13 protein-coding genes are annotated in these 13132 nt (G+C 60.7%); 12 read left to right on the top strand and 1 reads right to left on the bottom strand.

Annotated features, from left to right (window positions below; all coding sequences use genetic code 11):
- Positions 1–46: 46 nt before the first annotated feature.
- Together AB9N64_RS09160 and AB9N64_RS09155 are read left to right on the top strand one after the other, a co-directional pair.
- Entirely contained in the window at positions 47–223 is a 177-nt protein-coding gene (locus AB9N64_RS09160) for a cold-shock protein (protein ID WP_014719340.1), read from the top strand.
- 385 nt (positions 224–608) lie between these two features.
- Positions 609–812 carry a cold-shock protein gene (locus AB9N64_RS09155; RefSeq protein ID WP_371360201.1) on the top strand — a complete coding sequence of 68 codons (204 nt, stop codon included), beginning with the start codon at positions 609–611 and terminating at the stop codon, positions 810–812.
- A 112-nt stretch (positions 813–924) separates the two neighbouring features.
- On the opposite strand, the gene AB9N64_RS09150 is transcribed toward AB9N64_RS09155, so the two are convergent.
- Positions 925–1179 (bottom strand): DUF6124 family protein, encoded by a 255-nt coding sequence (locus AB9N64_RS09150; protein WP_020302703.1) that lies wholly within the window; start codon positions 1177–1179, stop codon positions 925–927.
- Positions 1180–1580: 401 nt separating this feature from the next.
- Between AB9N64_RS09150 and flhA the strand changes: the two genes are divergently transcribed.
- From flhA to motD, 10 genes are all read left to right on the top strand, one after another.
- Positions 1581–3695: a flagellar biosynthesis protein FlhA gene (gene flhA / locus AB9N64_RS09145; protein ID WP_019818353.1), complete on the top strand. Its 2115-nt coding sequence runs from the start codon at positions 1581–1583 to the stop codon at positions 3693–3695.
- An 11-nt stretch (positions 3696–3706) separates the two neighbouring features.
- Positions 3707–5023, top strand: coding sequence for a flagellar biosynthesis protein FlhF (gene flhF, locus AB9N64_RS09140; RefSeq protein WP_019818351.1), 1317 nt, complete (start codon positions 3707–3709; stop codon positions 5021–5023).
- A gap of 105 nt (positions 5024–5128) precedes the next feature.
- Complete coding sequence (gene fleN / locus AB9N64_RS09135; protein WP_003192912.1) at positions 5129–5962, top strand: flagellar synthesis regulator FleN; 834 nt, start codon at positions 5129–5131, stop codon at positions 5960–5962.
- Entirely contained in the window at positions 5959–6699 is a 741-nt protein-coding gene (gene fliA / locus AB9N64_RS09130) for an RNA polymerase sigma factor FliA (RefSeq protein WP_003192909.1), read from the top strand. The genes fleN and fliA overlap by 4 nt, the downstream gene beginning before the upstream one ends.
- Before the next feature lie 167 nt (positions 6700–6866).
- Entirely contained in the window at positions 6867–7241 is a 375-nt protein-coding gene (locus AB9N64_RS09125; RefSeq protein ID WP_003192908.1) for a chemotaxis response regulator CheY, read from the top strand.
- Between the two features lie 18 nt (positions 7242–7259).
- Positions 7260–8048 carry a protein phosphatase CheZ gene (locus AB9N64_RS09120; RefSeq protein ID WP_003192906.1) on the top strand — a complete coding sequence of 263 codons (789 nt, stop codon included), beginning with the start codon at positions 7260–7262 and terminating at the stop codon, positions 8046–8048.
- An 11-nt stretch (positions 8049–8059) separates the two neighbouring features.
- The gene (locus tag AB9N64_RS09115) at positions 8060–10264 is read left to right on the top strand and encodes a chemotaxis protein CheA (RefSeq protein WP_014719334.1); all 2205 of its coding nucleotides are present in this window, start codon (positions 8060–8062) and stop codon (positions 10262–10264) included.
- Positions 10265–10312: 48 nt separating this feature from the next.
- On the top strand, positions 10313–11443 hold the full coding sequence (locus tag AB9N64_RS09110) for a chemotaxis response regulator protein-glutamate methylesterase (protein ID WP_003192904.1): 1131 nt from the start codon (positions 10313–10315) through the stop codon (positions 11441–11443).
- The gene (locus AB9N64_RS09105) at positions 11443–12183 is read left to right on the top strand and encodes a flagellar motor protein (RefSeq protein ID WP_003192902.1); all 741 of its coding nucleotides are present in this window, start codon (positions 11443–11445) and stop codon (positions 12181–12183) included. The genes AB9N64_RS09110 and AB9N64_RS09105 overlap by 1 nt, the downstream gene beginning before the upstream one ends.
- Before the next feature lie 16 nt (positions 12184–12199).
- Entirely contained in the window at positions 12200–13087 is an 888-nt protein-coding gene (gene motD, locus AB9N64_RS09100) for a flagellar motor protein MotD (RefSeq protein ID WP_371360200.1), read from the top strand.
- The last annotated feature ends 45 nt before the right edge of the window (positions 13088–13132 follow it).

Below are 13132 nucleotides of genomic sequence, written 5' to 3'. Positions count from 1 at the left end.
GATACAGCGATGAGGCGCGCAGCCATGCGCGGCTCGGGAGGCGGTGATGGATAGGGGTACGGTCAGGTGGTTCGATGCGGTCAAAGGCATCGGCTTTATTGTGCGGGATCGCGATGGCAACGAGGTTGCCGTCCAATCGACGAATGTCACATGTGCTGAAATCCCGCAAGCGCCTGCCAAGCAGCGCAAACCGCGCAAACGCAAAAAATCAGCGGATGCATGACCCGCAACGTTGCCATGCCTATCACCCATTGAAAGCCCGCGTCTACCTGTCAACTCTGACAGTAGCCAACGGGCGCTGCCCGCTGTTTTATTACCCACCATGCACTGCGCGTATGTAGTAACGAGATGCAGGGAGAGCGGTTGTGAAGGTGGCTACGGGTACGGTCAGGTACTACGTCTGGCTCAGGGGCGATTGGTTGATCAAGCCCGATGGCGGGGGAGAGGATGTGTTTATCAATGGCAGAGACTGGCGTTGCACCGCGCTGTGGTTTGGCAAGCGCATGGAGTTCCAAATGGTCCATCGACCCGAGGGTATTTATGCGTTGCCTATCAAACGGTGCAACCCAGGTGAACCGGGTCTCAAGTGAAGTGTAGGGAGAATGGCAATGGCAACTGGCACGGTGAAGTGGTTTAGCGCGGAGAAGGGATTTGGTTTTATTACCCAAGATGATGAAGGGCCCGATGTGTTTGCCCATTACTCGGCAATTGCGACGGCTGGGTACAAAAGCCTGGAGGAGAATCAAAAAGTAGAGTTTGACATCACACAAGGTCCAAAAGGCCCACAGGCTGACAATATACGGCCAGTTTAAAAACTGAATCACAGGTGGGAGCTGGCTTGCCTGCGATGGCTGACTCACAGCCAATATCCCAGTGGCTGACACACCGCAATCGCAGGCAAGCCAGCTCCCACCCTTGCCCGTATTATCCGCTGCTTGCTTTGCCCGCCATTGTGGCGCCAACGTGCAGGCGATCAGCCAGTAACTGCGCGAGTTCAATCAACTGCGCAACGCCGAGCAATTCCTCTCGTTTCGAACCTTCCAGGTCAAAGGCCAAGTCGCAGCTCAGCGCATTGGCCGAAGCAAGTGTTTCACTGAGGTTGACCAGCAGGTCTTCGCTGCTGATGCCGTCGGCTACGGTAAACAGCCGGGTGGGGGAATTTGAGGCGTGTTTGATCACTGTGAAGCTCCTTTTAGAAAGGGAGAGGGTGCTTTTGCTCCTAGGTAATCCGGGCCGCGACGCCCGTCCGCTGCGTTTGCAGCGGTGTACGGAGACTAGAGAGCGAGTTTCCTAGGGGCAACCCCAAATCCTTATCGGAAATTTCCTCGATATCCAAGGTGCACACAAATCCAAATGTGGGAGCTGGCTGGCCTGCGATAGCTGATTTACAGCCAATATCTCAGTGGCTGACACACCGCAATCGCAGGCAAGCCAGCTCCCACACTTGAATCGGCTAGCACTCGAGAATCATCCCAAAACCAAAGTTGGAAGGCTTCTTGCAACCCCGCCTCCAAGTCGCCCTCCAGCGTCAAAACTTTGCTTCAAGGACCCGAGGAATACCGGTGGTAGATCGCTCTCAAATGCTCAACACGGCCCGTGGCACCCTGACTGACCTGTCGCGGGGCAATCTGGGTGTGCCGTTGTTGTTGCTGGTGATGCTGGCAATGATGATGTTGCCGATGCCGCCGTTCCTGCTCGACGTGTTCTTTACCTTCAACATTGCCCTGTCTGTCGTGGTCTTGCTGGTGTGCGTGTACGCCTTGCGGCCGCTGGATTTCGCGGTGTTCCCGACGATTCTGCTGGTGGCGACCCTGCTACGTCTGGCATTGAACGTCGCCTCCACGCGGGTGGTGATGCTCCACGGCCAGGACGGTCATGCCGCTGCCGGTAAGGTGATCCAGGCCTTCGGTGAGGTGGTGATCGGCGGTAACTACGTGGTCGGTATCGTGGTGTTCGCGATCCTGATGATCATCAACTTTGTGGTGGTGACCAAGGGCGCCGGGCGGATTTCCGAGGTGAGCGCGCGGTTTACCCTCGACGCCATGCCCGGCAAGCAGATGGCCATCGACGCCGACCTCAACGCCGGCTTGATCGACCAGAACCAAGCCAAGTCGCGCCGGGCCGAAGTTGCTCAGGAAGCCGAGTTCTACGGCTCCATGGACGGCGCCAGCAAATTTGTGCGCGGTGACGCCATCGCTGGCCTGTTGATTCTGTTTATCAACCTGATCGGCGGCATGGCGGTCGGTATCTTCCAGCACGGCATGACCTTCGGCGATGCCGGCAAGGTGTACGCCTTGCTGACCATTGGTGACGGTTTAGTGGCGCAATTGCCATCACTGTTGTTATCCACAGCGGCGGCCATCATGGTTACCCGTGCTTCGGGCTCCGAAGACATGGGCAAGCAGATCAGCCGGCAGATGTTCGCTTCGCCCAAGGCCCTGGCCGTGGCGGCGGGCATTATGGCGATCATGGGTATCGTGCCGGGCATGCCGCACTTCTCGTTCCTGAGCATGGCGGCCCTGGCGGGTGGCGCGGCGTACCTGTTCTGGAAGAAGCAGAACCAGGTCAAGGTCCAGGCCGAGCAGGAGATTGCCCGTCAACAGGATCTGCTGCCATCCCCGGCCCGTGCCCAGGAAACCAAGGAACTGGGCTGGGACGACGTCACGCCCATCGACATGATCGGCCTGGAAGTCGGCTACCGCCTGATCCCGCTGGTCGACCGCAACCAGGGTGGGCAACTGCTGGCGCGAATCAAGGGCGTGCGCAAGAAGCTGTCGCAGGACTTGGGCTTCCTGATGCCCACTGTGCATATCCGTGACAACCTCGACCTGGCCCCCAGCGCCTATCGCCTGACCCTGATGGGGGTGATCCTGGCCGAAGCCGAGATCTACCCGGACCGCGAACTGGCGATCAACCCCGGCCAAGTGTTCGGTACGCTCAACGGCATCACCGCCAAAGATCCGGCTTTCGGCCTGGAAGCGGTGTGGATCGAAGTCAGCCAGCGCAGCCAGGCGCAGTCCCTCGGTTACACCGTGGTGGATGCCAGCACCGTGGTCGCCACGCACCTCAACCAGATTCTCTACAAGCACTCCCACGAGCTGATCGGCCACGAGGAAGTCCAGCAATTGATGGGCTTGCTGGCCAAATCGTCGCCAAAACTGGCCGAAGAGCTGGTGCCTGGCGTGCTGTCGTTGTCGCAGTTGCTCAAGGTGTTGCAAGCGCTGTTGGCCGAACAGGTGCCTGTGCGCGACATTCGCAGCATTGCCGAGGCCATCGCCAACAATGCCGCCAAGAGTCAAGATACTGCCGCTCTGGTGGCGGCGGTGCGTGTCGGCGTGTCCCGCGCAATCGTGCAAAGCATTGTAGGGACTGAGTCCGAGCTGCCTGTGATCACCTTGGAGCCCAGGTTGGAACAAATATTGCTCAATAGTATTCAGAAGGCAGGGCAAGGCCAGGAAGAGGGCGTTTTACTGGAGCCAAGCATGGCTGAAAAGCTGCAGCGTTCGTTGATCGACGCCGCACAGCGCCAGGAAATGCAGGGCAACCCGGTGATCCTGCTGGTGGCCGGCCCGGTTCGCGCGATGTTGTCGCGGTTTGGACGCCTGGCTGTACCGAATTTGCACGTGTTGGCTTACCAGGAAATTCCTGACAATAAGCAAGTGACTATCGTCGCGACAGTTGGGCCCAATGGCTGAGGTAGTGGGTTATGCAAGTTAAGCGTTTTTTCGCCGCCGATATGCGTCAGGCCATGAAGTTGGTCCGCGATGAGCTGGGCGCCGATGCCGCGATTATCGGTAACCGTCGGATTGCCGGCGGTGTCGAGCTGACGGCTGCCCTGGATTACACGCCCCAGGCGCTGGCCCCGCGCGTGCCGAACATGGAACTCGAAGACGAGCTGCGCAAGACCGCCTCGCGCATTGTGTCGGCCCAGGCTGAACTGAGCATGCGCGGTGACAGCGATGCCAGCACCAATCGCCAATTATTCGCCGGCCTGCCGCTGACCGCCGCCGAGCCGCTGGTTGAGCCCACCTTTGTCGAACCGCCGCGTCCTGCAGCGCCTGCCCCGGCCGCCGCAGTTGACCAGCGTGTGATCGACTCGATGCGCTTTGAACTCAATGGCCTGCGTGAATTGCTCGAAGTGCAGCTGGGCTCGTTGGCCTGGACTCAGTTGCAAGGCAGCAAGCCCCAGCAAGCCAACCTGTGGCGCCGCTTGCAACGCATCGGCTTGTCCGGCCCGTTGTCCCGCGACCTGCTGGCCTTGACCGCCGAAGTCGAAGAACCTCGTCAGGCCTGGCGCATGTTGCTGGCGCATCTGGCGCGCATGATCGCCACGCCGGAAATCGAACCCCTGGAAGAGGGCGGTGTGATCGCCATGGTCGGCCCCGCCGGCATGGGCAAGACCACCACCCTGGCCAAGCTGGCCGCCCGTTATGTGCTTAAGTACGGCGCACAGAATATCGCGTTGGTGAGCATGGACAGCTACCGCATCGGCGCCCAGGAGCAGCTCAAGACCCTGGGCCGCATTCTCAACGTGCCGGTGACCCATGTCGACCCGGGCCAGTCCCTGGCCAATGCCCTCGAGCCGTTGCTGCGCAAGCGCGTGGTGCTGATCGATACCGCCGGCCTGCAAGCCAGTGATCCAGCGCTGCGCATGCAGCTCGAAAGCCTGGCCGGGCGTGGCATCAAGTCGAAAAATTACCTGGTGCTTGCAACCACCAGCCAGAAACAGGTTCTTACCGCTGCCTATCACAGCTACAAGCGTTGCGGCCTGGCCGGCTGCATCCTCACCAAACTCGACGAAACCGCGAGCCTGGGCGAGGTATTGAGCCTGGCCATCAGCCATGAATTACCGGTTGCCTACCTCACCGACGGGCCGCGGATCCCGGATGATCTGCATCTGCCGCGCCGTCATCAGTTGGTCAGCCGTGCCGTGAGTGTGCAAATGCAAGACGAGCCTAGCGAGGAAGCGATGGCCGATATGTTCGCCGACCTTTACCACCACCCGGCTAAACGGGTGGGTTGAGGCAGGATGAACACCGTGAAATGTACCTACATCGATGGTCTGCAAGCGATTCACGCGGCCAAGCCATGTAGCCTGCGTCTAAGCAAGACAAGGTAAAGAAATAAAATGGGCAGCATGCATCCCGTACAGGTGATCGCGGTGACCGGCGGCAAAGGTGGCGTCGGGAAAACTAACGTGTCAGTGAATTTGTCCCTGGCCCTGGCAGAGCTTGGCCGTCGCGTCATGCTGCTGGATGCTGACCTGGGCTTGGCGAACGTGGACGTTCTCCTGGGGCTGACACCCAAACATACCCTGGCCGATGTGATCGAGGGCCGCTGCGAGCTGCGCGATGTGCTGCTCCAGGGCCCTGGTGGCATTCGCATCGTGCCGGCGGCCTCGGGCACCCAGAGCATGGTGCACCTGAGCCCCGCGCAGCATGCCGGGCTGATCCAGGCGTTCAGCGACATCGGCGACAACCTCGACGTGCTGGTGATCGACACCGCCGCCGGGATCGGCGAGTCGGTGGTCAGCTTTGTGCGCGCAGCGCAGGAAGTGCTGTTGGTGGTGTGCGACGAGCCCACCTCGATCACCGATGCCTACGCGCTGATCAAACTGCTTAACCGTGACTACGGCATGAATCGCTTCCGCGTGCTGGCCAACATGGCCCAGAGCCCGCAGGAAGGGCGCAACCTGTTCGCCAAGTTGACCAAGGTCACGGACCGCTTCCTCGATGTGGCTTTACAATACGTCGGCGCAGTTCCCTATGACGAGTGTGTGCGCAAGGCCGTGCAAAAGCAGCGTGCGGTCTACGAAGCGTTCCCTCGTTCGAAATGCGCACTGGCGTTCAAGGCCATTGCCCAGAAGGTCGATACCTGGCCGTTGCCCGCCAACCCGCGGGGGCATCTGGAGTTTTTCGTCGAGCGTTTGGTGCATCAGACGAGCGCAGGACCGGTGCTATGACATCCAGCGGCTACAACCTTTACAAAAAGTCGGCACGTGACAGCCAGGGCGAATTGATCGAGCGCTATGCGCCGTTGGTCAAGCGCATTGCCTATCACCTGTTGGCGCGCCTGCCCGCGAGTGTGCAGGTTGAAGACTTGATCCAGGCCGGCATGATCGGCCTGCTTGAAGTCTCGACCAAATACGACGCCAGCAAGGGTGCCAGTTTCGAAACGTATGCGGGTATCCGTATCCGTGGCGCGATGCTCGACGAGGTGCGTAAAGGCGATTGGGCGCCGCGTTCGGTACACCGCAATACGCGCATGGTCAGTGATGCAATTCGAGCAATTGAAGCAAAAACCGGTCGTGACGCTAAAGATCATGAAGTTGCGGCCGAACTCCAATTGAGTCTCGACGATTATTACGGGATTTTGAACGATACCTTGGGCAGCCGCCTGTTCAGTTTTGACGACCTTTTACAGGACGGCGAACACGAAGGGCTGCACGAGGACGGCGCGAGCGCGCATACGGAGCCGTCGCGCGACCTGGAAGATGAACGTTTCCAGGGCGCGTTGGCCGATGCAATCGCCAATTTGCCAGAGCGTGAGCGGCTGGTGCTGGCGCTGTACTACGACGAAGAGCTGAACCTCAAGGAAATCGGTGAGGTACTGGGGGTCAGCGAATCGCGTGTCAGCCAGTTGCATAGCCAGTGCGCAGCCCGCTTGCGGGGCCGATTGGCCGAGTGGCGCGCGCGCTGACAGGCAGTGTGGGGGCACTGCAGACGCTGCCGTGAGATCGCAAGGTTTCGCGGCTGTGTGCCGTGGTGCCCTGGGCAGTCCTTTTTGTGTAACGCCTGTTGATTGAAATGGCGCGTCCAGGTGCTGGGCGCGTTTAAGACTGCTTGGAGGTCGAATTGGACAAGAACATGAAAATCCTCATCGTTGATGACTTCTCAACGATGCGGCGGATCATTAAAAACCTGTTGCGTGACCTTGGGTTCACCAACACGGTCGAGGCGGATGATGGCCTGACGGCCATTCCGATCCTCAACAGCGGGAGCATCGACTTTCTGGTAACCGACTGGAACATGCCGGGCATGACCGGTATCGACCTGCTGCGCCATGTGCGCGCCGATGAAAAACTGCGCAGCTTGCCTGTGCTGATGGTGACCGCCGAAGCCAAGCGCGAACAGATCATCGAAGCCGCCCAAGCCGGGGTCAACGGTTATGTGGTCAAACCATTCACGGCACTGGCCTTGAAAGAGAAGATCGAGAAAATCTTCGAACGCATCCACGGCTAATGCCATCGCGGGGGAGCTATGGAGCATAACGAAACGTCACAGGGCGACTTTGAGTCGACCCTGAAAAAACATGCTCACCAGTTGGTCGACAGCCTGGAAAAAGGCCAGTTCGCCGATGCGGTGCAGTTGATCCATGAGCTTAACCAGACCCGTGACCGCGGCCTGTACCAGGAAGTGGGCAAGCTCACACGCGAGCTGCACAGCGCAATCGTCAATTTCCAGATTGACCCGCGCATGCCCCAGGCCGAAGAAATTTCCCAGATTACCGACGCCACCGAGCGCCTGTCCTATGTGGTCAGGCTGACTGAGGCGGCGGCCAACCGCACCATGGACCTGGTGGAAAACGCCACGCCCCTGGTCAACGGCATGGCCACCGAAGCCCAGGCCTTGAGCCAGGACTGGGGCCGCTTCATGCGCCGCGAAGTGGGCGCTGAAGAGTTTCGTGAACTGGCGCGTCGCGTCGACGGGTTCCTGTCGCGCAGCGAACAGGAAAACCGCACGGTGGCCAGCAACCTCAACGACATCCTGCTGGCCCAGGATTACCAGGACCTCACCGGCCAGGTGATCAAGCGCGTGACCCAGTTGGTTACCGAAGTGGAAAGCAACTTGCTCAAATTGGTGCTGATGGCCGGCCAGGTCGATCGTTTTGCCGGCATCGAACATGACCGTGAAGCGATCCTCTCTGAAAAAGATCCACAAAAACATCTCGCCAAGGGTGAAGGTCCGCAGATTCATGCCGATAAACGTGAAGACGTTGTGTCAGGTCAGGATGACGTAGATGACCTGTTATCCAGTTTAGGCTTCTAAGGAGCACCCACATGAGCTTCGGCGCCGATGAAGAAATCCTTCAGGATTTCCTTGTAGAGGCCGGCGAAATTCTAGAGCAACTGTCCGAACAACTGGTCGAGCTGGAAAGCCGACCGGATGATGCGAACCTGCTCAATGCAATTTTTCGCGGTTTTCACACTGTAAAAGGGGGCGCCGGCTTCCTCCAGCTCCATGAGCTGGTGGAGTGCTGTCACATCGCCGAGAACGTTTTCGACATCCTGCGCAAGGGTGAGCGTCACGTCGACTCGGAACTGATGGACGTGATTCTCGAAGCACTGGATGCGGTCAACGGCATGTTCAGCCAAGTGCGTGAACGTGCACCGATCACTGCCGCCACGCCGGAACTGCTGGCCGCCCTGGCGCGCCTGGCCGAACCTGCCGATACCGCGGCTGCGCCGGTGGTCGAGGCCGCACCGGAGCCGGTGGCGCAAGCCGAGCCGGACGTGACCGACAGCGAGTTCGAACAACTGCTCAACTCCCTCAGCGCGGTCAAGGCCGAAGCTGAAGTGCCGGTGCAGCCTGCCGCGACGCCGAGCAGTGAAGACATTACGGACGCCGAGTTCGAGTCGTTGCTCGACCAGTTGCACGGCAAAGGCCAGTTCGCGGCGGATGCCGTGGCACCTCCTGCGGCGACGCCAGAAGCACCCGCTGCCAACACCAGCACTGACATTACCGACGACGAATTCGAGGCACTGCTCGACCAACTGCATGGCAAAGGCACCTTTGTGGCCGAAGCCCTGCCCGAGGTTGCAGCGACTGCCGCCGCCGCTGCGCCAGCGGCCAGTACCGCACCGGCCGGTGACGGGTTGATCTCGGATCACGAATTCGAAGCCTTGCTCGACGAGCTGCACGGCAAAGGCAAGTTCAGCGAAGTTGCCCCGGCCGCGGCCGCGCAGGTTGCAGCACCAGCCACTGCGGCACCGGTTGCTGCCAAACCTGCGCCGGCAGCCAAGCCAGCACCTGCCGCCGCCCCGGCCCCTGCGCGTGCAGCGGCCCCAGCGGCAGCGGAAAAACCTGCCAGCGAAGCCGAAACCACCGTGCGTGTGGATACCGCGCGCCTGGACGACATCATGAACATGGTGGGCGAACTGGTGCTGGTGCGTAACCGCCTAGTGCGCCTGGGCCTGAACAGCGGCGACGAAGCCATGCAGAAGGCCGTGTCGAACCTCGACGTGGTCACCGCCGACCTGCAAACCGCGGTGATGAAAACGCGGATGCAGCCGATCAAGAAAGTCTTCGGCCGTTTCCCGCGCCTGGTTCGTGACCTGGCGCGCCAGCTCAAGAAAGAAATCAACCTGGAACTGGTGGGCGAAGAAACCGACCTCGACAAAAACCTCGTCGAGGCTCTGGCTGACCCGCTGGTCCACTTGGTGCGCAACGCGGTCGACCACGGCGTAGAAACTCCGGAAGAACGCGAAGCTGCGGGCAAGTCCCGCAACGGCAAAGTGATTTTGGCGGCGGAGCAAGAGGGCGACCACATCCTGCTGTCGATCACCGATGACGGCAAAGGCATGGACCCGACCATCTTGCGCAATATCGCGGTCAAGCGCGGCGTGATGGACAAGGACGCCGCCGACCGCCTGACCGACACCGAGTGCTACAACCTGATCTTTGCCCCGGGCTTTTCGACCAAAACCGAGATCTCCGACGTGTCCGGGCGTGGCGTGGGCATGGACGTGGTGAAGACCAAGATCAGCCAGCTCAACGGCTCGATCAATATCTACTCGACCAAGGGCCAGGGCTCCAAGATCGTCATCAAGGTGCCGTTGACCCTGGCGATCATGCCGACCCTGATGGTGATGCTGGGCAACCAGGCGTTCGCCTTCCCGCTGGTCAACGTCAACGAGATCTTCCACCTCGACCTGTCGCGCACTAACGTGGTGGACGGCCAGGAAGTGGTGATCGTGCGTGACAAGGCGTTGCCGCTGTTCTACCTCAAGCGTTGGCTGGTGGCCTCGGCCGCCCATGAAGAACAACGCGAAGGTCATGTGGTGATTCTGTCCGTGGGTACCCAGCGCATCGGCTTTGTGGTCGACCAACTGGTGGGCCAGGAAGAAGTGGTGATCAAGCCTTTGGGCAAGATGCTGCAGGGAACCCCAGGCATGTCGGGCGCAACCATTACCGGTGACGGTCGCATCGCACTGATTCTCGATGTTCCGAGCATGCTCAAGCGTTACGCCGCACGGCGTATTTGATTCTGGTGGGGCAGGGCGGTCATGCCCGCCCCGCCTAACGGAGTGTTTATGGCAGTCAAGGTCCTGGTGGTGGACGATTCGGGTTTCTTCCGCCGCCGCGTCTCGGAAATTCTTTCCGCTGATCCAACGATCCAGGTGGTCGGCACGGCCACCAACGGCAAAGAGGCGATCGATCAAGCCATTGCCTTGAAGCCGGACGTGATCACCATGGACTACGAGATGCCGATGATGGATGGCATCACGGCCGTGCGCCACATCATGCAACGCTGCCCTACACCGGTATTGATGTTTTCCTCGCTGACTCACGAAGGCGCGCGGGTGACCCTCGACGCTTTGGATGCCGGCGCGGTGGACTTTTTGCCGAAGAATTTCGAAGACATCTCGCGCAACCCCGACAAGGTCAAGCAGATGCTGTGCGAGAAGGTGCACAGCATTTCCCGCAGTAACCGTCGCAGCCTGTTCAGCACACCTGCGCCAGCCCCTACGCCTGCGCCCGCCGCAGCGGCGCCCAGTTCGTCGTTTGCGCGCCCGGCCCCGGCGCCCGTGGCCCGGCCTGCGGTCGCGCCGGTGCGTGCCGCCGCAGCGCCGAGTGCGCATTCGCCGGCACCCAAGCGCAAGGCTTACAAGCTGGTCGCCATCGGCACCTCCACCGGCGGCCCGGTGGCCTTGCAGCGGGTATTGACCCAACTGCCGGCCAACTTCCCTGCGCCGATTGTGCTGGTGCAGCACATGCCGGCGGCATTCACCAAGGCGTTCGCCGAGCGCTTGGACAAGCTGTGCCGTATCACCGTGAAGGAAGCCGAGGATGGCGACATTCTGCGTCCTGGCCTGGCACTGCTGGCGCCGGGCGGCAAGCAGATGATGGTGGACGGGCGTGGCGCGATCAAAATCCTGCCGGGCGATGAGCGCCTGAACTACAAGCCGTGTGTGGACATCACCTTCGGTTCGGCGGCCAAGTCCTATGGCGACAAAGTTCTGGCGGTGGTGCTCACCGGCATGGGCGCCGATGGCCGTGAAGGTGCGCGCCTGCTCAAGCAGGGCGGCAGCGCCATCTGGGCACAGGATGAAGCCAGTTGCGTGATCTATGGCATGCCCATGGCCATCGTCAAGGCTGACCTGGCCGATGCGGTCTACAGCCTGGACGACATCGGCAAGCACCTGGTGGAGGCCTGCCTCTGATGGATGTGTTGAGCCTGATCGGCATCACCATGGCGTTTGTCGCCATCATTGGTGGCAACTACCTGGAAGGCGGCCACCTCGGCGCCTTGGCCAACGGCCCGGCAGCGCTGATCGTGATCGGTGGCACCGTGGGCGCGGCGTTGTTGCAGTCGCCCCTGAGCTCATTCAAGCGTGCCATGCAGATTCTGGTGTGGATCATTTTTCCGCCACGGGTCGACCTGGCAGGCGGCATCGACCGCGTGGTCAATTGGAGCCTCACCGCCCGCAAGGAAGGCCTGCTGGGCCTGGAAGGCGTGGCCGATGCCGAGCCTGACAGCTACGCGCGCAAAGGCCTGCAACTGTTGGTCGATGGCGCCGAACCGGAAGCGATCCGCAGCATCCTCGAAGTGGACTTCTACACTCAGGAAAGCCGTGACATCAACGCGGCCAAAGTCTTTGAAAGCATGGGCGGCTACGCGCCGACCATTGGCATCATCGGCGCGGTGATGGGCCTGATCCACGTGATGGGCAACCTGGCCGATCCTTCGCAACTGGGCAGCGGTATTGCCGTGGCATTTGTCGCGACCATCTACGGCGTGGCCAGTGCCAACCTGGTGCTGCTGCCGGTGGCCAGCAAGCTCAAGTCGATTGCCATGCGCCAGTCGCGTTATCGCGAAATGTTGCTCGAAGGCATCCTGTCGATTGCCGAGGGCGAGAACCCGCGCTCAATCGAATTGAAGCTTCAGGGCTTCATGGATTGATGGGGAGGAACTGCCTGTGAGCCGTCGCCGTCGCGAGCCCGAGGAACACGTCAACCACGAACGCTGGTTGGTGTCCTACGCGGACTTCATCACCTTGCTGTTCGCGTTTTTTGTGGTGATGTACTCGATCTCGTCGATCAACGAAGGCAAGTACAAGATCATTTCCCAGGCGCTGGTGGGCGTGTTCAACGATGCCGAGCGGTCGCTCAAGCCGATCCCTATCGGCGAAGAGCGGCCCAAGGCCGTGACCCCGGCCAAGCCCCTGGTCAATGACAGTGATGAAACCGCTGCTGGCATCCAAGGCACCAGCGACCCGCTCAAGAGCATCGCCGACGATATCAGTGCCGCCTTTGGCGACCTGATCAGCTCCAACCAGATGACCGTGCGCGGCAATGAGTTGTGGGTGGAGATCGAGCTGAACTCCAGCCTGTTGTTCGCCAGTGCCGATGCATTGCCCAGTGACCAGGCGTTCACCATCATCGACAAGGTCGCGGCGATCCTCAAACCGTTTGAAAACCCGATCCACGTGGAAGGCTTCACCGACAATTTCCCCATCAGCACTGCGCAGTACCCGACCAACTGGGAACTGTCCTCGGCTCGCGCGTCGAGCATCGTGCGCATGTTGGCGATGCAGGGTGTGAACCCCCAGCGCCTGGCGTCGGTGGGCTATGGTGAATTCCAGCCGGTGGCCAATAACGCCACGGTCGAAGGCCGCGCCCGTAACCGCCGGGTGGTGCTGGTGGTCTCGCGCAACCTGGATGTGCGTCGCAGCCTGACCGGAACCGGCACCGCCAATGCCACCCCGGATGCGGCGTTGAAGCGTGCTGGCACACAAACTGCACCGCCCGTTGTCAAACCGCCGGTCCGACCGAGTAACGTCAATTCTCCGTCGCTGGCTCAATAACCGTATGCAATGTCTCGGTCGCGCCTGTGCCCGCCGGGAGGAACC

The organism is Pseudomonas sp. KT_2_4 (genome assembly GCF_041410225.1).
Classification (GTDB): Bacteria; Pseudomonadota; Gammaproteobacteria; order Pseudomonadales; family Pseudomonadaceae; genus Aquipseudomonas; species Aquipseudomonas paracarnis.
Note: the sequence above shows the minus strand (reverse complement) of the source record. Positions and strands in the feature narration are given on the sequence as shown.